This window comes from Pedobacter sp. GR22-10 (genome assembly GCF_026239715.1).
Lineage (GTDB): Bacteria > Bacteroidota > Bacteroidia > Sphingobacteriales > Sphingobacteriaceae > Pedobacter.
Genome location: NZ_JAPIVR010000001.1, coordinates 657,639 through 680,726 on the forward strand (window position 1 = coordinate 657,639; position 23,088 = coordinate 680,726).

The window sequence follows — 23,088 nt, forward strand, 5'->3', positions numbered from 1 at the left end:
TTGCGGTCGCAATAAATAAGAAGCTGGCACTTGAGCCACCAACCTGGCAGGGGGTCGAGCTCACTGAAATACTGGTAAATGTGTTACAGCTGCTTGTTGAGCCGCTGGTGGCAAAAGGGGTGGCATTATAATTATTGCCGGATATATTGCGGTAATAGAACCTGCCCAGCCCTCCTCCTGAAGGCTGGCTGTAACAGCCTCGAAGCTGTGCGGATGATAACATGGGAAGGGTAAATAAGGCAATAAAAAGTAAAAAAATTGGATAACGCATAAACGAATAGTGATAATCACATGGGTAATGCAGGGGAATAAGCCTGGTGTTGAGGTTTTAGAAATCCTGCATCGCTCACAAAAAATGGATGAACTGAATTGACAATTGGAAAGCTACAAAGCTAAAGTGTCTGTCTAAGCAGTAGGGTCACATTTTAATGACTAACTAAAATATTACATTTTAAAAATATATGCTAAAGATATGAAGCTTGTATTTTTGTGTTTAAAAAAATACATGTGGTATGGGTTTTGAATGTATGACTCATAGTTTGTTAGTGGAGAGAAACGGCATAAATTCCTGGTGTGTATTTAAGCCCTGGTCATCGTTAACAATGATGATTCAGACGAAAGCGTATATATTTAGGGGATCAGGTTTGGGCCATGATTATTTGCGGCAGTTTTTAGGATCCGTTCATGAATATTTAATATCCTTTTGACAGGAGAAATTGCTCGCAGCGGGTCAGATCACATTCATGGTCAATATGTAAGGAACAAAGGGTATACCTGTTCAGTATAAAACAAGCTGATATATAGATGAGGATAGTTTATGCAGGATTTGAATAAGTGCAGGACTTTAACATATTTTTTATAGAAATAAATAAAGCCATGGGCTCATGGTTCTGTCCGGGTTAAAATATAGCAGATGCCGGATCGTTACTAGCGTTTTTCCTGTGCGATGGCCAGCATGGTGAGGAGTTTGTCGATTACTTTTTCAAGGTCGGTGGTAGATGCGCTGTAGTAGGCGTTTTTAAAGCTTTTGGCGGAGATGTGACTGGTTTCCAGGGTGCTGTAGTGTCGGGAGATGTATTCATGGAGCAGTTTGGGGCTTCCGGGGCTGATGATTTTTGCGCTGACCTGGAGTTGGATGAAGATGGCGAGTTGTTTTACGGTAAGGGTAACTTTGTAACTGTTGTTTAACAGGCCCTGATGGCTAAGTTCGCCTGCGATGCTGTCGATGGATTGCAGGTAGGTGATTTCGGCGGTCATGTATTCCAGAAGTGTGGTATTGATTGGGGGCAGGTGAGGGGAATGGTGGCACGAAATGGCGGGTGCGGCCTGGCTAATGCATTTTTTGATTAAGTAGCTGGTTTTATATTGTGTGGTGAGGTCTTCGCAGGATTGTATTTCGCTCTGGATGAAACTGCAGCAAAAGGTATAAAAGGCCGGATGGTTGAGGTTCAGGGAAATGAGCATGCAAATGGTTTCGAGTGATCCGGGTTTCTGCACGGCGTTTTTGAACATTTTGCTGAGCGCTGGCAGGAAGAGACGCCAGTAATGGAGTTGCCGGTAGGTGGGCCTCTGGGTATCCTCATCTGTTACTGTAATGATGTTTTGCAGAAAGCTGGTGATTTGCGTATCTATTTGCAGGGTGGTCATGTTTTGAAAAATTGCTTTGGCCTGCTTTTCTAATTGCATTCGTTCTTGCTCCCAGTATAGGGCAGGAAGGGGGCTGTCCCAGTTGAAATGGCCTGGGAAATGGGTGCTGAGTTGTTGCAGGTTTTCCGCTATGGTATTGCTAAATGTGTTGAGCATTTCTCGCCTGAATTTATTTCCCGCGGTCTTTGCCGGGGAGGCATGGATTGCTTTTTGTACTGCTGACAGCAAGCTAAGCAGGCCTTGCTGGTACTGACGGATGTGATTTCTTGCCTTTTTTGTGGTAGCCTGGCAAAGGGCATTAAGCAGGGCGTCGGTCATTCGGCGGGATTCCAGTTTGATTTCGCTTTCAAAGGCTGGAAGGGTGGTTTGTTCGGGTATTTTTGCCAGGGCTTCAACAATTAGCCTGAAATTCAGGTGTTCCTCATTCATTTTTTCACTTTCTTTTTTTTTGCTTAATATAATTTTTTCTTTACAGCTGGTTTGCTGTCCGTGGTCAGGTGGGTTTTTTTCGTGGTGAGATCTGCCGCGAGACTGGAAAGTTTGGTGGGGATTTTCGGCATCAGAAGGTTTGCGGGGTTGGATGTTTTGGGGTTGCGCATGATGGCAACCCTACGGCAACTTGACAGATGTGGAGAAATGTTTTTTATTTGCCTGAGTTGTCTGCTGGTGAGTGTCTTATGCTGTGGTTGTTTGGTTGGTCTTAATGCTTTGTGATGTTGTTGAGGCTTGTTTGATAAGGGCTGTGGGCAGGCGAGGGTTTGATGTTGAATTTAATTTTTGGATTCATGAATAGGATGGATGCGCTTTTGGATCTTTTGTCTAAAATACACCAGATTTTGGTGCTGGTGTATAACAGTAAATATCACGGGAATCTTGTTTTTGAGGAAGATCCGCAAATGAACCGCCAGCAGGTGAAGGACTATCTGGGCATTAGTGAGAGTACGTACAAACGGATGGTGAAGCAGGGCCGGCTGAAGCCGATGAAGCTTCCCGGCGGTGATAAGTTTTATAAGAGTGAATTGCTTTCGGAGTATAAGGAAAGCAGGAGAAGGGGCAGGGTGTGATGTTGATTGTATTGCTGCATTCCCTTGGTTGTACTTGCCCTGGAGATTCCTGATATGAATGCTAGTGGTGTTAGCAACTATTTTAGCTTTATGCCCCGCATTGAATAAAAAAAGAAATTAAACGGGTGGATTTTTGATGTTATTGGTGCGTTGGTTGATAGGGAATCAGGGAGCAGAGAACTGTGTTGGAAAGCCTGTTACTTAGGCGGTTCTTTTTTAGTTTGCTGTGATTTCATTCATCACCTTATCTTCAATGCTTATTGCTTCGAAGGTGATGAGCATAAAACCAGATAGCAGAAGCACTACTGCTAAAAATCGCAATACCCTTTCGGTGCTTTTGGTGTTGACCATCCTGTCTGAGCAGGTGAATGCATTAATTCCAACGAGTTTTCGCCGTTTGTTTCTTCGCCAGATGGCGAAGGTGAAAATAAAGGTCCCGAAAATAAGGGCTAAGATGCCACTCACCAGGGGCATTGTGGTGTAATTAAAGGTTTCTTGTGTTGTTAACATATAAATTAGACGGATAGGAGGCTAAAAAGTTTGAAAATATATTGTTCTGGCATTTATACTGGGGGGATAACTTGTTGTGCATCTGATTTTCCGGGAGGCTTTTGCTGATCGTGTTTTTTGGGCATTTTTCCTGAAAAAAGCTTTAGGTTTCATATCTGTTACAGTAATTTAACTGGATTCTGTAGTGCGATTTGTAGTTTTGCATCCAAATCAGTGTGCATCGATGGTTAAAACAAGGGAAGATTCATTCTTTAAAATCCACTCTGCTGTTGCGGAACATTTCCCGTTACTGCTATTGCTGCTGCTGGCTTCCTGTTTTTTACGTTTTTCCCCGCTAACCAGGGATCTTTCCCGGGAGATTTCGGCTGTTTCGGTGAAGTTTACCACTATTGTGAGCCCCGTTTCAGGGGAGGACTACGAGCAGGCATCGCTCTCCGCGGTAGACCATAAAGAGCCAAAGTACCGTAAGAAATTTAAGCATGTTAATGATGCCGCGAGTGACCTTCAGCCTTTCGAGAAACGCCTTCAGGTGCGCTACGATTTTCCGGTTTCAACTTTAGCTGGTTATGAGGCACCACAATTTGTTTGTGGTCAACACGCCTTCCTGTACAGGCTGACTTACTTCTAGTTTTTCCCGCCCATGTATTCCATTTGGATGACATATTATTTGCCGGATTAAATTAGATATCAGTTAAGCTGCTGTGCGCTAACCTTTGGTTATGGCCACGGCATGAGAAAATAAGGAAAACACACGAATGAAAATTAAATGGATGGCCATTCCTATCCTGGCTGCCGCATTGCAGGCATGCACAGGGGGGACGGCCCAGAAAAAAGATAATGAAATTGCCGAGATACCGGTATTAAAGCTGACAAAGCAGGATACTTCACTTTTCTTTGATTACGTAGCTGATATTCAGGCTTACAAAAATGTGGACATTAGGTCCAGGACGCATGGCTTTATAGAGAAAGTGCTGGTAGATGAGGGAGAAAAGGTTCATAAAGGACAGCTGCTCTTTCAGCTGAACGACCGGGAACATGTTATTGCACTCAATAAAGCCAAGGCAAACCTGGCCAGTGCGGTTTCTGCAGCCAGTATTGCCCAGGTTGAGCTGGAAAGGATTGCTACACTTGTGGATAAAAAGGTGATCTCTTCTTCTGAACGCTCGCTTGGACAGGCCAGGCTCTCTGAGGCTGAAGCGCAGATCAAAACGGCAAAGGCGATGATCGATGATGCCAACCAAAAGCTTTCCTATTCGCGTATCCGCTCTCCTTTCCAGGGGACCATAGACCGCATTCCTTTGAAGGCCGGGAGCCTCATTGATGAGGGTGCGCTGCTCACCACCATTTCTGATACCAAAGAGATGTATGCTTATTTTGACATCTCGGAAAATGAGTACCTGCAATTTACGCGCAGTGGAAAAGGGCGCTTTGAGCAGAATAAAGCGGTTCAGCTTATCCTCTCGGATGGATCAGTCTACCCGGTAAAGGGCAAGATCCAGACGCATGAAAATGCATTCTCGGGAAATACCGGGTCAATTGCCTTCAGGGCCGTTTTCGCTAACCCCAAAAATATCCTGAAGCATGGCGCCTCTGGAAAAGTGCAGCTAAACTCTAAACTTGCAGGCAGCATCCTCATTCCCCAAAAGTCCGTGTTTGAAATCCAGGACAAAAACTATGTTTTTGTTGTGGGTAAGGGCAATATGGTCAAAATGAAAAGTTTCGTGCCCAAGTTGCGTCTGCCTGGTTTTTTTGTTTGCTCAAGCGGCCTTGATGCGGGGGAGACCATTGTTTATGAAGGTATACAGAATATCCGGGATGGCGCTGTCATTAAACCGGTCTATACCTCGGATAAACCTCTGCTGGCCAGAAAGTAATTCTTTTTTTCATTTTCCATTCCTCCTGCGGAAATTTTTCCGGCGGGACAGGATGGGTATAACCCAAAATAAATGGTTGAGACCTTCATTAGAAGACCAGTACTTTCACTGGTCATTTCACTTATATTGATTTTATTGGGCGTTCTTGCCCTTTTTAAGCTCCCGATTACGCAGTTTCCGGACATTGTTCCGCCTTCTGTGGTGGTCACGGCGAGCTATAACGGCGCCAATGCGGAGGTTTGTGCCAAGGCTGTGGCGACCCCGCTTGAGCGCGCGATTAATGGTGTTCCGGGTATGACTTACATGAATACGGTGAGCAGCAACAATGGCGTAACCTTGGTTCAGGTGTTTTTTAATGTCGGTACTGATCCTGACCAGGCGGCGGTGAATGTACAGAACCGGGTAACAACTGTGCTTGATGAGCTTCCCGAGGAGGTCATTAAGGCTGGTGTAACCACCGAAAAGGAGGTAAACAGCATGCTGCTCTACCTGAATATCACCAGCGGCGATAAAGAAATGAACGAGGAGTTCATTTATAACTTTGCGGATATCAATGTGCTGCAGGAACTTAAAAGAATAGACGGGGTAGGTTTTGTGGAAATTATGGGTGCCAGGGACTATTCCATGCGGGTATGGCTGAAGCCGGATCGGATGCGCTCGTACAATATTTCCGCTGAAGAGGTTATCGATAGGATGCGTCAGCAGAATATTGAGGCGGCGCCGGGTGTGGCTGGTGAGAATTCCGGCAAGGGCAAAGAAGTAAAGCAGTATGTGCTGCGCTATAGCGGTAAGTTCAATAACAAAGAGGATTATGAGAATATGGTGCTTCGTGCCGGGCGGGACGGGGCGCTTGTACGGTTAAAGGATATCGCGGATCTGGAATTTGGGACGGTCAGCTATGACATGGTTTCCAAGACCGATGGTAAGCCTTCCGCCTCGATTATGATCAAGCAGCGGCCAGGCTCAAATGCGAGTGAGGTCATCGACAACATCAAGTCCAAAATGGCTGAACTTAAATCAACCAGTTTTCCTCCGGGCATGGAATATAATTATGCCTATGATGTTTCCCGTTTCCTGGATGCCAGTATCCATGAGGTTCTAAGGACGCTTTTGGAAGCTTTCATACTGGTATTTATCGTTGTTTTTATTTTTCTTCAGGATTTCAGGAGCACGCTGATTCCAGCGCTCGCTGTTCCCGTTGCGTTGATCAGTACGCTGGCCTTTCTGCAGGTCATGGGGTTCTCCATTAATATTCTGACCCTTTTCGCGCTGGTGCTGGCTATAGGGATAGTGGTGGATAATGCGATTGTCGTGGTTGAGGCCGTGCATGTGAAAATGAGTGAAGAACACCTCCCGCCGATGGAAGCAACAATCGCGGCGATGAAAGAAATCAGCGGGGCAATTGTGGCCATTACCCTGGTGATGTCGGCAGTGTTTATCCCCGTAGCTTTTCTTTCCGGGCCTGTTGGGGTGTTTTACCGCCAGTTTTCGCTTACTTTGGCCATTTCTATTGTCATATCAGGAATAAATGCATTAACGCTAACTCCGGCGCTTTGCGCACTAATGCTCCGGCATAATGTCGAGACTAGCAAAAAGGGGGTACTCCAGCGGTTTTTTAATCTGTTCAATAAGGGCTACGAGCGGATAGAAAAAAAATTCGGACGGTTGGTCAGGTTGATCATTTCCCGAAGGGTGGTCACTATCGGCTTGCTCTTACTTTTTATCTTCCTGAGCTGGCTGTGCTCGAGCATGCTTCCGTCAGGATTTATTCCAACTGAAGATCAGGGTATGATTTATGTGAACGTGACCACCCCTGCGGGCGCTACGGTTGAACGTACAGAGCAGGTGCTCGATGAGATAGCGCGGGTGACAAGCCGTTTCCAATCCGTTGAAAACATCAGTACTTTGGCAGGCTACAGTCTGATGAGTGATATCACAGGGGCTTCTTATGGCATGGCGATGATCAATCTTGCCGCATGGGACGGCCGGGAGGAGAGTGTGGATGAGCTTATGGTAGCGCTTAAAGCCAAGACCCGCGGAATCAGTGATGCTTCAATTGAATTCTTTTCCCCGCCTACTGTTCCCGGTTTTGGAAACGCGAGTGGTTTTGAGCTCAGGCTGCTGGATAAAAACAAGAGCGAGGATATGGCGAAAACGGCGAAGGTAACCAGTGACTTCCTTGCCGAGCTCCGTAAAAGCAGCGCCATTTCTGGTGCATTCACCAGTTTTGATCCTAATTTTCCGCAATATATGATTCATGTCGATCAGGACATGGCAGCGCAAAAGGGGGTGACGATCGATAATGCAATGGGTACCCTTCAGACCCTTGTAGGAAGTTACTACGCCACCAATTTCATTCGTTTCGGGCAGATGTATAAGGTGATGCTGCAGGCCTATCCCCAATACCGGAGCAAGCCTACAGACCTGTTAAACCTTTATGTGAAAAACGATCGGGGCGAGATGATACCTTACTCGGCATTTATCACCATGGAAAGGGTTTACGGACCTGAACAAATCAACCGGTATAATATGTACCCCTCGGCGATGATCAATGGTGATGCAGCGGCAGGCTTCAGCAGCAGCGATGCGATTGCGGCAGTGGAGAAAACCGCCAGGGAAAAGCTTCCACGTGGTTTTAATATCGAATGGTCTGGAATGACCAGGGAGCAAATCCTTTCTGGAAACCAGGCGATTTACATTTTTATCATTTGCCTAATATTCGTTTACCTCATTTTGGCTGCGCAGTATGAAAGCTTTCTCTTGCCCCTGCCTGTTCTGCTCTCGCTTCCTGCCGGAATCGCCGGGGCATTTTTTACCCTGAAACTGGCAGGACTTGAAAACAATATCTACGCCCAGGTGGCGCTGGTCATGCTTATCGGACTTCTTGGAAAGAATGCGATTCTGATTATTGAGTTTGCCGAACAGAAGCGCAAAGCTGGCTTTTCAGTGGCCAGGGCTGCAGCCCTCGGCGCAGTATCCAGATTGCGCCCGATACTGATGACTTCTTTCGCCTTTGTTGCAGGCCTTATTCCACTTTGCATAGCCTCTGGCGCAGGCGCGGTAGGAAACCGTTCGATTGGTATGACTGCAGTAGGGGGAATGCTCATCGGAACGCTCTTTGGGGTAATCCTGATCCCGGGACTATACGCGGTATTTGCAGCCCGTAAAAAACAGTCGGCAGCTAAAAGTTCTACGCTAAAAATTAATTAAAATGAAACTCAATATTAAAATCATTATCCCCTTTTCGATCATGGCCTGCCTGATCGCAGTCATCACTTCTTGCAGCTCCGTCAGGCAGGCAGAAATTCCTGAACTTAAAAAGCTTCCTGATTCCTTTAGCCGGCTCTCTTCTGCGCCTGTTGAGGCTTTGAACTGGAAGGTGGTCTTCACGCAGCCTGACCTCAGGGGGCTTATTGATAGCGCCCTTAAAAACAACTTTAGCCTGCAATCCGGGGTTCAGCGGGTTTTGGTTGCAGGGCTGAATCTCCGCCTTAGCCGCTCAAAGCTCTATCCCTCACTTAGTGCTGGCATATCTGCCGGGCTCGATCATTATGGAGACTATACCATGAATGGGGTAGGGAATTACGATACCAATTTTTCGGATAATTTGAATGACAAGCAGCGCATCCCCAGCCCGACGCCGGATTATTTTGCGGGTTTTAGGAGTTCATGGGAAATTGACATCTGGGGAAAGCTATCTGAGAGGAAAAAGGCCGCTTATAACCGCTATCTTTCGAGTCAGGCTGGTCTGCAGTGGTACAAAACACAAATGGTCAGCCAGGTTGCAACGCTTTATTATGAACTCACTGCTCTTGATAAACGTTTGGAGATTTTGCAGCGAAACATCCAGTTGCAGAATAAGGGGCTGGAAATTGTGGAGGCCCAGATGGCCGGCGGCCGGGCAACTGCGCTTGCGGTCAGTCAGTTCCGTGCCCAACGCCTGGCCACCCAGGGCAGGCAGTTTGAAATCCGCCAGGCGATCAATAGGATCGAGAACGAGCTCAACCTGCTGATGGGCAGGTACCAGGGAAACCTCGAGCGTGACACCAGCGCGATTACTAAAGTCTTGCCACGGGAAATTTATGCCGGGATTCCTGCAAAAGTTATTCTCGCAAGGCCGGACGTAAGGGAAGCGGAACTGCAACTCGCTGCCTCGAAGGCAGATGTGAATGCCGCAAGAAAGGCATTTCTGCCCTCGCTGACCCTTGATGCCTATGCTGGCTATAACTCCTTTAAGCTTCCATTACTTTTCTCGCCTGCTTCAATGGCTGCGGGATTACTCGGCGGCCTGAGCGCCCCTTTGCTCAACAGGGCAGCGCTCAAAAACAGTAGCCTGGTGGCGAACTCCGCACAACTTTCCGCTTTTTACAATTATCAGCGCCGGATTATCAAAGCCTACCAGGAAGTCTCTGTTCAGCTTTCAGCGATAGAAAATTATAAACAGGCATACCGTTTTAAATCAAATGAGGTTGAGGAACTAAAGAAAGCGGTTGCAACGGCTAATGACTTGTATTTATCGGGATATGCCAGTTATCTGGAGGTTATTGTTGCCCAGCGCAGCGTGCTTGATGCGGAAATGCAGCAGGTTGATCTAAAACAAAAATCCTACTCCTCACTGATTAACCTTTTCAGGGCGCTTGGAGGATAACGGTCGTCAATTCGCTTTTAAAAAATGATACATTACCCTGGGATTTCTTTTGTGGAGATCTCAGGGTTTTTTATCGCTCGCCAAATTTATTTTTGTTTACAATGCCATTGCAAGGGCTATTCTTACGCCGTAGAACGATGTGGATTCACCGTTTCTTAACCAGCTTTCATATCGCAGACCTAAATCAGCACCTGCAAAAAATTACGCCCAGGGCTAAATTTATCAGTCATGTAAGGTTTGTTGAGGATGGCAAAATCCTCACTAATGCGGGTGTATCGGCCGGTATTGACGGTGCTTTGCATGTAGTAGAAAAACTTAAAGGACTAAAGGAGGCTTTGTTTGTCACCTCAATTATGGAGTATGACAAATGGAAACCGGCAGATGGAAAAGTGATGGGTGTAAACCAGGTGATGGATATGAAAAAGATGAAGCACGACCATATGGTTGATACTACTGCTCATGAGCGTATGGCTAAAACCACCAATACCGAAGAGAAAGATGTAGTTTGTGGGATGACGGTGCCAAAGGGGCATTCAAAATATTTCTCTACCTATAAAGGAAAAGACTATCACTTTTGTTCTGCCAGTTGTAAAAACTTGTTCGATAAAAATTCGGCATTGTATGCCGCTAAAAATTAAACATGCCTAACACAAGCATATTACATTTATAAATTATGCATGTAATTGAATTTACTACACACCTGGCCGAAATTTTGAGGGCTGGAAGCTGGTAAAAAGAATTAATCCTTTATCTCAATGCGCTGGCTAATCAGCTACATGGCTTTGAACGGTAATCAGTTGTACCAGTTTCGTAGACAATAAGTTAACTGAAAACAAAAATGGGAAAGAACTAGATTTTTCTAGTCTTTCCCATAAAGTGAACCTTACTGACATTTTCGAACACCTTTGTGTCAGATCTAAAGCTTATAATTAATTTGGCTAGTGAATTGGATTAAAGTAACTAATGTTCCCTAGTAGCGTTTTTTTGTAATTTCACTACTATGTATATAACAAAGGTGGACAATCCAATTTATTTGACACCGTCCCGCGAATTTTGAGCTGTATAAACAAATTATAAGTTATTGATTTGATATTTAATAAGTTATTCTATGTTTCAGTGAAATTTATTGAGAAATAAAACCGCCATCAATAACCAATTCAGTACCTGTAACAAAGCCAGACTCATCACTTGCTAAGTACAAAGCACCGTAAGCTATATCTTCAGGATCACCCATTTTTGGAGGAAGCGGGCTCACCCCTAAAGCTTTAAGTTCTTCAATCGTCTCTACACCTACAACTTCTAAAGCCATAGGTGTTGCAATTCCTCCAGGATGGATGGAATTTGCACGAATCGAATCTTTAGCGAACATCTGCGCAGTATGCTTCGTAAAAGAACGAACAGCACCTTTTGATGCAGAATATGCCGCACCTCCTCCATCTGCACGCTGACCTCCTAAAATACCTCCTATTGAAGAAATATTTACGATTGAGCCTTTTCCAACTTTTTGCATTTCGGGTATTACGCACTGGGTACCTAAGAATACTGATTTGGAATTGATGTCAATTATTGTTTGCCAGGTATTTTCATCGGTTTCTAAAATTCCTTTAACGATTTGAATACCTGCATTATTGATTAAGATGTCTATTTTTTGAAACTTTTCTGCTGTTTTAGCCACTACTTCCTGCCAATTGGATTTAGAGGAAACATCCAAAACCATATGTTCTACGCTTAATCCATTAGCTTTTAATTTCTCTATTTCCTCTGATAAAAGATCTTCCTGAATATCAGTGGCAACCACTTTTGCACCTTCTTCTGCAAAAATTCTTGCTATGGCTAATCCCATCCCACCGGCAGCGCCGGTGATAATCGCTACTTTGTTTTTTAATCTGTTCATTTTAAATGATTTAATATGTCAAATGTCAGAAAACATCCATAAATTAAGTAGGTCAATTTTAAGCCATTTTTGGTCTGAATCAGGCTAATTGCGAATTGTAATCTATAGTTTTTATTAAAGGCCATACGTTGGCGAAAAGCTTCAGACTATGTTTGACGTTATTAAATCCAAAACTAGAAATTCTCTATTTAAAAGATTTTTATCCGTACTATTCCTTAATAGCTATTCTCTTTAAATCCACTATAAGTTGCATCGATTGATCTGCGACAGCGCACCATAAGTATTGTCTTAAACCAGGAGTTACCGATGACTTTGCATGGAAACATATTGTAGAGCATAACAAGGAAATAGAAAAAACGGATTTAGCGCTGCTGATCCATTTCGAGGACAACTTCAAAGTAGGAAAGACCGTAGATCACAAGTCTGGTCACTGAATATTATTCAATGATGCTCTAATTTTATTTATGACACGGGATGGGGAACATCATTTTGAGGTGATGAAAAAATATAGATGATTATCATGACAAAATGATGTAGCATGAAATGGTAATAATAATTCATCAAATGGCTTAATTGCTTAACAAAATAGGCATATGATAGGTCAGCGCTTTCAGTTAACATTCTGAAAATGATTGATATCTTTGTAAGAAAACCGAATTCCTTAAAATCTACTACCCCTTGATATGAATAATGATAAAAAATTAATAGATATAGTGCCTGTGTCAGATTTTGATTTAAAATCTTCCATTGAAATGCTCATTAAAATCACGGCTGGCAATGATCACCGCCTAAGTGACATGGCGGATAATAAAGCACAAATTCTGATTACGGTTAACTCTATTATTTTATCAGCGATTGTTAGTCTTGGGATTGGACGTTTGAAGGATACCCTTCATTTGATCATTCCATCGCTCATTCTACTAGCCACTAGCCTTATTACCTTGATTCTTGCTATTCTGGCAACCAGACCTTCACTTCCAAATGGCAAATTCACGGCAAAAGATTTATCAACTAAAAAAGTAAACCTTCTTTTTTTTGGAAATTTCTACAAAATGAAGATGAATGATTATGCTGCAGGAATGACTCATGTATTATGCGATAATGACTTTTTATACCAAACCCTTATTAAAGATGAATATATACAAGGGGTCGTTCTCGGCAGAAAATATAGGTTATTAAGGGCAGCTTATAATGTATTTATGTTTGGGTTGATTATTGTATTTTTAGCTTTTCTTCAATCAATGATATGGCACGATACCTTGTTGGGCTAACCAAATATACTGCACCAATGAGGTTCGGTGTATCTGTTTCTCGCACAATATCTAGCGCAAAAGTAATTAGTAAAGAATACAACATTTCTTAATAGCATGAAAGATGCTGGCCACGATTAGCTATTAGACCTTTAAACAATGGAAACTGCTAATAAAATAAATCCGATAGCTATCGGATCAGCATGACAATCGCGTGAGATAACACAGCCCCACGCTGGTCTTAGCAGCTCGCTAAGGTCCACGTCAAACTAATGGTCTGAACAAAAAAAATCGCTCTATGAGCTTAATCAGTAGAGTCAAGTTTCAATATGTGATAAATTTATAAGCATGGCGAGGTCGTGGTAAATTTCGAGAAATTCGAAAATTTACCGAAGAACTTAGGGCTGATAGTCCATAAATAAAAGTCCTTTCATCTGTCAGACTTTTAATATCTCAAATGAAAGGACGTTTACATATATAAAAATGGCTACCTACTCCTTATCATATAAAATGATCTCTGCCGCTCTGGAAGCCATTGCCATCATCGGTCCGTTTCCGTTGCCTGATACCATAGTTGGAAGTATGGAGCAATCCATGATCCTGATTCCTTCAAAGCCTCTCAAACGAAGTTTTCCATCCACTGGATCATAATCGTTAGGCCCCATCTTACAGGTGGAAATTGCGTGGTACCCGCAGAAACCTTTGTCAAGAACCAGGTTGATTAAATCCTCGGGAGAAACCATGTTCGCACCTGGAAGTGTTTCATGATCAAGATATTCGGCAATCGGGTTTGAGGCGAACAAGTCCCGAAGTCTTGAATAAAGGTTTACAAGAATCTCTTTATCATGATCGGTAGCACAGTAGTTGGGGTCTATATATAATTCGGAATGAACGTCCTTTCCTGTGATTTCCAGATATCCTTCAGAAGTAGGGCGCAATGGATAACCTAAAGCCTGCACGCCTCCCCATTTTTCTATTGTTGGTGACTGCCCCGGTGCATATTCATTTACTGTAAAAGGTGCCATTAGCATCTGCGCATCTACACGCTCCTTTTCCGGGCCTGATTTACAAAAACCCATAACCTGATAGGATGGCTTCGCCATAATGCCTTGTCTTCCAGAGAGATAGTATTTTATTCCCGAAACGGCTTGTGCCAATGGATTATTGATATACTTGTTCATTCCGATATTTTCCCTGAGCCTGTATTTTAAAACAAGATCTCTATGCTCTACCAGATGCCGGCCGATATGCTGCTGATCAAGTCTTACGTCTACACCAGCCTTCTTCAATACTTCAGCGGGACCTATCCCGGAGTTCATCAGTATCTTGGGCGATTTTATTCCGCCTAATGAAAGTATGACCTCTTTTTCGGCAAATATTTTTTCCGTTGTTCCTTTGTGTGATATCTGTACACCAATCACTCTGTTGCCCTTGAAAATTAATTTTTCTGCCAGTGTTTCAGTAAAAATAGTCAGATTTTCTCTATTTTGTACGGGTTCTAAAAACGCGTGGGCCGCGCTAACCCGTTGACCGTTTTTGATGTTACACATCGTATGCCCGATTCGCTCTTCATCTGATTCATTGACATCCACAAGCCTCTTCAACCCAACTTTCGTTCCTGCTTGGATTACAGCTTCCATCAATGGGTCAGGATCCGAGAGCGGACCTATACCCAAAGGGCCACCTTTTCCGCGGGTAACGGTAGCTCCAAGGCGATTGTCTTCTATTTTTTTATAGTGTTCAATAATATGTTTCCAGGTAAAGTCGTCTGCACCTCCGGCTGCGGCAAGACCATCCCAGTCCGCCTGTGATCCTCTGTTGTAAACCATCCCATTGATCGCGCTGGAACCGCCAAGCGTCTTTCCTCGTGCCCATTGCTCATAAATATTCGCTTTCCCAAAGGTTTTGGTACGATAATGCCATGCGTACTTTTCACTCCCTACAAGAACACCAAAACCCATGGGTATTTTAATGAACATCGTATTATCTTCGGGGCCCGCTTCAACCAGAAGTACCCTGTTGTTTTTATCCGCCGAAAGTCGGTTTGCTAAAACACAGCCTGCGGAGCCAGCTCCCAGGACTATATAATCATATTTTTGATCCATATTATCAGATATATTAGTAATTACCTTTACATACAAAACTGGGAGTTATAAATTGAATGGGAAAGGTCGTTTTGATTGGAATATTGGTCTAAAACAGGTACGTCAAAAATTGAATTGATAAGTCATTATTTCAGCGGAAGATAAACGGAAGCTTTACAGAAATGTGGACGTCATTATTATAAACCTGAGTTCAATTATTATTTCTTCTTTGGAACTCAGGTTATAAATAAAACATACTGTAATGGTACGCCTGATTCATGTCCTGAGGATAACAATTTTCTGTTCCGTCAAAAAAAATATTCCTACATTTAGCTACCATAATTAAAGCATTGAGAAAATTTAGCCATTTCAAATAATAATTTTCTAAAAAAAATATAGCCAGAATAAAAAATGGAAGACACTCGTCATACAGACTATCTCTCTACATTCAAGGAAAGCTTTTACGTACTGACCGAAGTCGATGTTGAAAAGCTTCCGCTTCAAAAAGCATTTCGTTCAAAACATTTCGCACTGATTGTATGTACCAGAGGAGAATTCGTATTTCAGCACAACTTATTACCTCAAAGCATAAAAAAGGGTCAGGCTTGCCTTATCCTACACAACTCGCTTAATCAGATTGAGCATATTTCGAAAGATTTTTCCTTTCATTGCCTCGCTTTTACATTGGATTTTTTGGAGCAACTGGCAATATCATTAAGCACAGATGATATTTTCAAGTTATTCAATTCCACGACCCAATTACATTACGAATTAACCGACAATGAAACAGCTGATCTTTGTGCTGAAATGTCGTTGTTGAAGAAAAAGACAATGTCCCTGGGAGACCGTTCTGATCCATGGGATCCTATCAAATACCTGATTTTGACCATATTTTCGGATTTTGGAATTATTTTCAGAAAATACCATCAGATAAACCAAAATACTAATTTCACCCGACGGGAAGCACTGGTATCTGGTTTTTTAAAACTACTGATGACCCATTACGCAAAGCAAAGGAGTGTTACTTTTTATGCCGATTTATTGTTCATTACACCAAGATATCTATCCCAGGTGACTAAAGAGGTTACCGATAAGACTGCCGGGGAGATCATAGATGAATTCATTATACGTGAAGCCAAAATTTTGTTAGAATCTCCGGCACAAAATGTTTCGACGGTGACATTCAGTTTAGGCTTTAGCGACCAGTCTTTTTTTGGGAAGTTTTTTAAACGGCACACTGGTCTTTCCCCTTCTTCCTATCGATCCAAGTCAAAAACGCCTCATAGTCAACCATTTTAAATGTTTTTTTTAGATTGGCTAGCGATAGTTATTATCTTTACAATCAACACCTCTCTTAATCACCGGATATCAAAAATCAGAGTTTTTGACCAATTTCCCTAACATTCAAACCTGTTAGGTTTTAGGTATTGATAGCATATTTGCAGACAAATTCAAAGTAATGCAAACAACAGCTAAAAATACCATGTTTAGGAACAACCTTTTCCAATTGGCACTCGCAATTGTTACAACTGTAACATTTGCCGCTTGCGGAGGAAAAAAAACAGAGAAATCACAGGAAGAAACTCCTGTTCCCGTTGAAGTCAAAACGATTTCCAACGTAGCGGAAACCAAAAAGCTTTCCTATTCCGGAACAATAGACCCAGACAATACCGCACAAATAGGTTTTGCCGTACCAGGTGTGGTGAGTAGCATTTCCGTTCAGGAAGGCCAGCATGTTAATAAAGGCCAGTTACTGGCAACCATCGATGCCACTGAATACACCAATTCAGTAGCGATAGCGAACGCGGCGCTGGAACAGGCCCAGGATATGTTTAACCGCCTGGAAGGGTTATACAAAAAAGGAAGTTTGCCGGAAAAGGATTTTATAGAAATAAAGACCAAACTGGCCCAGGCTAAAGCCAGCAAAAATATCAATTCCAAAAGAGTATCAGACAGCAGGTTATATGCTCCGATTTCGGGCATAGTCAGTTCCAAGTCAGTAGAAAGGGGAAGTACTGCGGCGCCAGGTATTGTCGCTTTTACCATTATTAAGACAGACCAGGTTTATGCACGTATATCAGTTCCGGAAAGTGAAGTCGGAGAAATGAAAAAATCGCTTAAGGTCACTGTAGAGGTGCCTACGCTACATAAGAGTTTTAATGGTGTAATCTCTATTGTTAATCCACAGGCAGACGCTGTTTCTAAAACTTTTATTGTGAAAATCAGGTTAGACAATCCCAGTGGTATTTTATTACCCGGTATGATTACTAATGTGAACGTCAATACCGGGGAAAAAATAGACGCAACTATTATACCCACCTCGGCTATTGTTCGGGATGCGGATGGCATTACCTATGTATTTATCGCTTCAGAACATAAAAAGGCGGTAAAAAGAAGGGTAACTACGGGAAACCTTAGCGGTAGTAATGAAGTGACCATCACAGATGGGCTTACACCGGGCGATAATCTGATTGTTGCCGGGCAATCTAACTTAAAAGAAGGTATCACAGTATCGTTTTAGCCCGCGCTTGATATCCAGGTAAATACACACAATACTATCAATTTTATTCTTAATGAAAAAACGAAATATAAATTTCATAGAAGCTGCTATGAAATATAAACAGGTGACTTTTGTTATCACGGGGATGTTGCTATTGCTCGGGCTGTATTCACTGCTGAACATGCCACGTTCCGAGGATCCTAAAATCGACCCGCCGGTAGCCATGGTTTATGCATTCTACCCCGGTGCCAACGAACTCCAGATGGAGAAACAGGTTACCGATAAGCTTGAACAATATCTTTTTTCTTTCGAGGAAGTAGATAAGGCAAAAACAAAATCGCAAACCAAAGATGGGAGTGTTTTTGTCACCGTACAGCTGAACGCTAATGTAAAAGACCGTAAAAAATTCTGGGCAACCTTGCAGCACGGGTTAAATACTGTCCTGCATGCCAATATTCCATCTGCTGTAATGGGGCCTGTTGTAAACAGTAACTTTGGAGATGTAACTGCGCAGATTATTGCCGTCTCCTCCTCATCAAGAAGTTATGCTGAACTAGAAGCTTATGTAGACCAGATGGAGGATGTGCTGAAAACCATTCCAGAAGTTTCCAAAATTAATCGTTCCGGCGGACAGAGACAACAGATCTACGTTACAATCGACGACAAAAAACTGAACCAATATGGATTCGATCTCTCAACAATTGTAAGAACGCTGCAAAGTCAGAACGTGACCGGTTATTCGGGAGAAATGACTATAAACTCCAATACCATTCCCATTTTCACCAACAGCCAGTATAAAACTGAGGCAGATATTGCCAATCAGATTATTTATACAACGCCCCAGGGAACGGTTGTAAGACTTAAAGATATAGCTGAAATAAAACGTCGTTACGAAGAAGAAGCATCCTTTATCAGGATAGGGAACAATAAAGTAATGCTAGTTACAACAGAGATGCAGCCGGGCAATAACATTGTAGCTTTTGGGAAAAAGGTGGACGAAAAATTAGCTCAGTTTAAAAAGACACTGCCTGGCGATGTTAAATTTGATACCATAGTTGATCAACCCAAAGTTGTTGATGAAAGTATCAGTCATTTTATGGTCGAGTTTGGCCTGGCTATCCTTTCGGTAATCATCGTTGTAATGCTACTATTGCCAATCAGGGTCGCAGCGGTTTCCTCTGTTGCCGCTCCAATCGCTATATTGATCACCTTTGGGATAATGTACATCGTGGGCGTTGAACTACACCAGGTATCTCTTGCAGCGTTGATCATCGTTCTGGGGATGGTTGTGGATAATGCCATAGTAGTAGTGGACAATTATGTAGAGAAGCTGGATGAGGGTATTACGCCCTGGACAGCTGCATGGCAGGCCGCAAAACAATTGAGTGTACCCATTTTTACTGCGACCCTGGCTATCATTTTCGCTTTTGCGCCACTGGCCATTTTTATGAACGGGATTACCAAAGATTTTATGGCCTCATTGCCCACTACGGTCGCGATAGCGCTCATTACCTCTATGCTGGTGGCCTTGTTGCTTACGCCCTATATGTCATATGTTTTCATCAAGAAAGGACTTAAGCACCAGGTAAGCGACAGGCCAGCAAAAACATCATTACTGGACAGGCTGCAGAATGTGTTTAATGCCGGAGCAGAATTCTGCTTCCGCTGGCCGAAGTCTACCATGGCGGCAGCGGTAGTCGCTGTGCTACTTTCCTTTGTAACAGCGGGACAGGTAAGCCAGGAGTTCTTTCCTACCAGCGAACGCAACCAGTTCAATATCGAAGTATGGATGCCCAATGGTACCGCTCTTAGCGAAACAGAAAAAACCGTTCGCGGTATAGAAGCTATCCTCACCAAAGATAAACGCGTTGTAGGTACCGCGAGTTTCGTGGGTACCAGTTCTCCACGCTTTCAGAGCTCATACGCTCCTGAAATTCCGCGCAGAAATTTTGCACAGATTTTTATCACGACCGAAAGTGCAAAGGCAACAGATGAAATCGTGCATGAATACCGCAAAAAATTTGAAGGGTTTGTTAAGGATGGCTATGTCCGCTTCAGACAGCTCAGTTTTCAGGAGGGATCACCAATTGCCGTTCGCGTAATCGGCAAAGATCTGAACAATCAGAAACGCGTTGCTACACAAATTGAGAATATCCTTAAACAGGCAAAGGGAACCAACTGGGTACATCGCGATTATGAGGATGATTACCTGGCAGCCAACCTGGAAATAAAAGAAGATGTTGCCTCGCGATTGGGCATTCAGAACCAGGCCATTACACAGACACTTGGCGCTGGCCTTAAAGGCTTTGCCGTTTCCCAGCTTTGGGAAGGTAATAAACCTGTTGATATATTCCTCAGGCTTGATAGCAATAACCGCAAAGATTTCAATGTATTGGGAAATATCCATTTGAGCACGATTTATGGTACAAAAGTCCCATTAAAAGAAGTCGCTGAACTAAAACCCTCCTGGCATACCGGTGTAATCGCGCATCGTAACGGCATACGGACTTTAACCGTACTTTCAGAAGCTCAGAATGGCATCAGGTCGTCCGAGATCCTAAAAACTGTAAAGCCCGCAATTGACAAGCTTAAGCTACCCGAAGGTATTACCTTACAATATGGCGGCGATGCAGAATCAAGCAGCGAGAACCAGCCTGGAATGATGACCGCGCTCGGCGTGAGTCTAATACTCATCTTTATCACCCTGCTGTTCCAGTTTAAAAGCTTTGGAAAAAGTCTTATTATCCTGGCAACATTTCCTTTGAGTTTACTTGGAGCTTTCCTTGGTTTATACGTAACGGGCAACCCGATGGGAATGACAGCCTTTATGGGAATTATCAGTCTGATCGGTATCGTGGTAAGAAACGGGATTATCCTGGTGGATTATGCCGACGAACTGGTAACAGATCACGGATACACCATAAAAGCCGCCGCGCTGGCATCCGCAAAACGACGTATGCGTCCGATATTTCTGACATCGGCCGCTGCAGCTGTAGGTGTGGTTCCTATGATTGCCGGGAAATCTCCACTCTGGGCACCTTTGGGCAGCGTGTTGGCCTTTGGTCTGATCGTGTCGATGATACTGACACTTTTTGTTGTACCTGTACTATACTACCGCTTCATCAAACCAGAACAGCCCATTCATGATGAGTCCGATTCGGAAGCTGATATTCAATATAAGCCATCACATACACACTCATAAAAACAAAACCTGGATAGTGCCTATTGGAAAGTAAAATTTCCAATAGCTCAATTAAAGGTTACTTAAAAATAAACGTATGAATCTTAGAATCGCAATTACTGCAATTATGCTATTTGTAGTACAGCAAACATACAGTCAGGATAAAAAGTATTCACTTTTGGAATGCAGAAAGCTGGCTATTGAACAGAACAAAAGAATGAAAGCCGCTCAGTTCAACATTGATGCCGCAAAAGCGCAGTCACAATCGGTTATTGCAAGCGCAAAACCCGCAATTGACGGTTCCGCTATGGGCGTTCATCTGGGCAAACCAATTGGAGGCGCGTTAAATGGTGCAATACCGGACTTTTTTGGGAGTACAACTTTAACAGGAACCATTCCCATTTATGCCGGTGGAAAACTTCAGAATGGCAAGGCTGCAGCTGCCAAAGGTGTCGAAATCAGTGAAACACAGAAAAAGCTCACAGCTTCAGAGGTTGAACTAAACGTCGATAAAGCTTATTGGCAGGTAATTCAGGTAAAGGAAAGGATTAAAGTAGCTAATCAATATAGGGATATGCTACAAGCGCTGGAGAAAGACCTTAAAAATGCTTTCGACGCAGGCCTTATCTATAAAAACGATCTGCTGCGGGTTCAGGTAAACCTGAATGAGGCTAACCTCAATATCCAAAAGGCAGAGGACGGCCTGCTTTTGGCCAGGTTAAGTCTTGCACAGGTCATCGGCCTGGCAGGGCAATCTGATTTTATTATTACAGACTCATTAGCTGGAAATTTTGATGAACTTAAAAACCCGTCTATATTATCAGTATCGGCCGGCAGACCTGAATTGCTCATTATGAAAAAGTCAATTGAAGCTGAGGAATTCCAGAAAAAAATCCTTCAAGGCGACAGGCGGCCAACTTTCGGGTTATCTGTTAGTGGTATTACCTCTGTGGGTAAAGGCGTCAACATCAAAGACGGGTCTAATTTTATGGGATCATATTATGCTTTGGCCAATATTAGTATCCCTGTTTTTGACTGGGGCAGAAAGAGCAATAGAGTTAAGGAGCAGACTTTCAAGATTGCCTCTCAGCAACAACAGCTCGAAGAAGCCCGCGAAATGGTAAACCTGGAAATACAGTCAGCGTACCTTCAGTTAAACCAGGCCTCAAAAAAAATAAAACTATCCGACTTATCCCTGAAACAGGCTTCAGAAAACCTGCGGATTACCCAGGACAGGTTTAAGGCAGGAACAGTAATTGGAAAGGATGTATCCGAAGCCCAGGCCATCTGGCAGCAGGCCTATAATGAAACCATTGATGCCAGGATAGAATACAGAATCAATGAAGCGATACTCAAAAAAGCAATTGGTGAATCAGCGCAGTAAGTTAAGGCTGTTTATCGGTATAGGGATGATAGGATAGATTATTTATTTTGCCCATCTTGCGTTATAAACCACGGTTTAAAAATAGCTGAGTTGAGTTTGATTGCAATGAACTGCGATCTTACAAGAAATTCAATTCTAAATATGACAGTTGATCTTAACCATATCTTAATTAATTAAAATACTGGTACGATATGAAAGATGAGCTAACGCAGATCCGATACGCTAAAGAGAACTTGTTACAGGCCACAGAAAATCTGAAAGTAAATCAGGATAACTATAAAGCGGGATTAAGTACTGCAACTGATGTTTTGGATGCCCAGGCTTTCTATCAACAGGCCGCATTAACACTGAATACCGCTTACTCAGATTTTCAAGTGAAAAAAGTTGTGTATGAATATGCGATCGGTAAGATTAATAGTAAATAAGCTTTATTTATCATAGCTGACCCGATGGAAATATTTAGGAAAACGGAATTTCGTGTTCAAATAGCCGAAAACGTGATTAGGGTAATTAGCCAACACAGTATTGAACAGGTCTCTTTTAAACTCATCTCGGCTGTTACAAAAATTAGTGTAAATACAATTATTGATAATTTTGAAAATTTGAATAATCTGATAGCTTTTTGCCTTGCGCTGAGTTTTGATAGTTTAGCCAAAAATTTATCAATAAACGTTGAACAAAGACCCAATAATATGAATGGTATGGAAGCTTTTTGGATAACATTGGTGGAGTTTTATACTACTCATTACCATAAGGGGCGGCTCATAGCCGCTTACCTTAAGGCTCCTGCTTCGTATCCGTTGGTGCATGCAAAGCATTGCCTTGCAAAATCCGTTAATCATAAGTTTGAAAAGACAGAGCATATCTTAAAACAATACAATGGTGATATTAGGTTTATCGCATTTGCTTATCTGTTTCAAATGGCAAATAAAGTATTGGTTGATCTGCCCAACTCTACAGAATGGCATAGACAACTTTTCATGTCAGATTTCTACAATGAACATGTGGCGGACGAGCTCATCAGGTTTACTAAACTACCCATAAGCTAACCA

General features: G+C 42.9%; 16 protein-coding genes and 1 pseudogene. 13 read left to right on the forward strand and 4 right to left on the reverse strand.

The features are described from left to right. Positions 1-927 precede the first annotated feature (927 nt). Positions 928-2,076 (reverse strand): hypothetical protein, encoded by a 1,149-nt coding sequence (locus OQX64_RS02690; protein WP_265817496.1) that lies wholly within the window; start codon positions 2,074-2,076, stop codon positions 928-930. Positions 2,077-2,432: 356 nt separating this feature from the next. On the opposite strand from OQX64_RS02690, the gene OQX64_RS02695 reads away from it, so the two are divergent. After that, complete coding sequence (locus OQX64_RS02695; protein ID WP_265817497.1) at positions 2,433-2,711, forward strand: helix-turn-helix transcriptional regulator; 279 nt, start codon at positions 2,433-2,435, stop codon at positions 2,709-2,711. A 216-nt stretch (positions 2,712-2,927) separates the two neighbouring features. Here the strand turns inward: OQX64_RS02695 and OQX64_RS02700 are convergent, their stop codons facing one another. After that, positions 2,928-3,221 (reverse strand): hypothetical protein, encoded by a 294-nt coding sequence (locus tag OQX64_RS02700; protein ID WP_265817498.1) that lies wholly within the window; start codon positions 3,219-3,221, stop codon positions 2,928-2,930. Positions 3,222-3,444: 223 nt separating this feature from the next. On the opposite strand from OQX64_RS02700, the gene OQX64_RS02705 reads away from it, so the two are divergent. The 5 genes from OQX64_RS02705 to OQX64_RS02725 all read left to right on the forward strand — a co-directional run bounded on the left by OQX64_RS02705 (position 3,445) and on the right by OQX64_RS02725 (position 10,381). Then, complete coding sequence (locus OQX64_RS02705) at positions 3,445-3,849, forward strand: hypothetical protein (RefSeq protein WP_265817499.1); 405 nt, start codon at positions 3,445-3,447, stop codon at positions 3,847-3,849. A 127-nt stretch (positions 3,850-3,976) separates the two neighbouring features. Continuing rightward, positions 3,977-5,095, forward strand: coding sequence for an efflux RND transporter periplasmic adaptor subunit (locus OQX64_RS02710; protein WP_265817501.1), 1,119 nt, complete (start codon positions 3,977-3,979; stop codon positions 5,093-5,095). 72 nt (positions 5,096-5,167) lie between these two features. Beyond that, positions 5,168-8,305 (forward strand): efflux RND transporter permease subunit, encoded by a 3,138-nt coding sequence (locus tag OQX64_RS02715; protein WP_265817503.1) that lies wholly within the window; start codon positions 5,168-5,170, stop codon positions 8,303-8,305. 1 nt (position 8,306) lies between these two features. After that, positions 8,307-9,743 carry a TolC family protein gene (locus OQX64_RS02720; protein WP_265817505.1) on the forward strand — a complete coding sequence of 479 codons (1,437 nt, stop codon included), beginning with the start codon at positions 8,307-8,309 and terminating at the stop codon, positions 9,741-9,743. 101 nt (positions 9,744-9,844) lie between these two features. Next, positions 9,845-10,381, forward strand: coding sequence for a YHS domain-containing protein (locus OQX64_RS02725; protein WP_265817507.1), 537 nt, complete (start codon positions 9,845-9,847; stop codon positions 10,379-10,381). Between the two features lie 485 nt (positions 10,382-10,866). Here OQX64_RS02725 and OQX64_RS02730 read toward each other — a convergent pair whose 3' ends face one another. Continuing rightward, positions 10,867-11,637: an SDR family NAD(P)-dependent oxidoreductase gene (locus OQX64_RS02730; RefSeq protein ID WP_265817509.1), complete on the reverse strand. Its 771-nt coding sequence runs from the start codon at positions 11,635-11,637 to the stop codon at positions 10,867-10,869. Positions 11,638-12,320: 683 nt separating this feature from the next. Between OQX64_RS02730 and OQX64_RS02735 the strand changes: the two genes are divergently transcribed. Further along, positions 12,321-12,908, forward strand: coding sequence for a Pycsar system effector family protein (locus tag OQX64_RS02735; protein WP_265817510.1), 588 nt, complete (start codon positions 12,321-12,323; stop codon positions 12,906-12,908). A 470-nt stretch (positions 12,909-13,378) separates the two neighbouring features. On the opposite strand, the gene OQX64_RS02740 is transcribed toward OQX64_RS02735, so the two are convergent. Further along, the gene (locus tag OQX64_RS02740; RefSeq protein WP_265817511.1) at positions 13,379-14,992 is read right to left on the reverse strand and encodes a GMC family oxidoreductase; all 1,614 of its coding nucleotides are present in this window, start codon (positions 14,990-14,992) and stop codon (positions 13,379-13,381) included. A 390-nt stretch (positions 14,993-15,382) separates the two neighbouring features. Between OQX64_RS02740 and OQX64_RS02745 the strand changes: the two genes are divergently transcribed. The 6 genes and pseudogenes from OQX64_RS02745 (at position 15,383) to OQX64_RS02770 (ending at position 23,085) form a co-directional block, all read left to right on the forward strand. Then, a complete protein-coding gene (locus tag OQX64_RS02745) occupies positions 15,383-16,270 on the forward strand; it encodes a helix-turn-helix domain-containing protein (RefSeq protein WP_265817512.1) in 888 nt (295 codons plus the stop codon). 160 nt (positions 16,271-16,430) lie between these two features. Beyond that, positions 16,431-17,492 carry an efflux RND transporter periplasmic adaptor subunit gene (locus OQX64_RS02750; RefSeq protein ID WP_265817513.1) on the forward strand — a complete coding sequence of 354 codons (1,062 nt, stop codon included), beginning with the start codon at positions 16,431-16,433 and terminating at the stop codon, positions 17,490-17,492. 88 nt (positions 17,493-17,580) lie between these two features. After that, positions 17,581-20,673 carry an efflux RND transporter permease subunit gene (locus OQX64_RS02755; RefSeq protein ID WP_265817514.1) on the forward strand — a complete coding sequence of 1,031 codons (3,093 nt, stop codon included), beginning with the start codon at positions 17,581-17,583 and terminating at the stop codon, positions 20,671-20,673. 76 nt (positions 20,674-20,749) lie between these two features. Further along, positions 20,750-22,036: a TolC family protein gene (locus tag OQX64_RS02760; RefSeq protein ID WP_265817515.1), complete on the forward strand. Its 1,287-nt coding sequence runs from the start codon at positions 20,750-20,752 to the stop codon at positions 22,034-22,036. 188 nt (positions 22,037-22,224) lie between these two features. After that, positions 22,225-22,461, forward strand: a pseudogene (locus OQX64_RS02765) (TolC family protein); the annotation flags it as partial. A 24-nt stretch (positions 22,462-22,485) separates the two neighbouring features. Beyond that, on the forward strand, positions 22,486-23,085 hold the full coding sequence (locus OQX64_RS02770) for a hypothetical protein (protein WP_265817517.1): 600 nt from the start codon (positions 22,486-22,488) through the stop codon (positions 23,083-23,085). Positions 23,086-23,088: the final 3 nt, after the last annotated feature.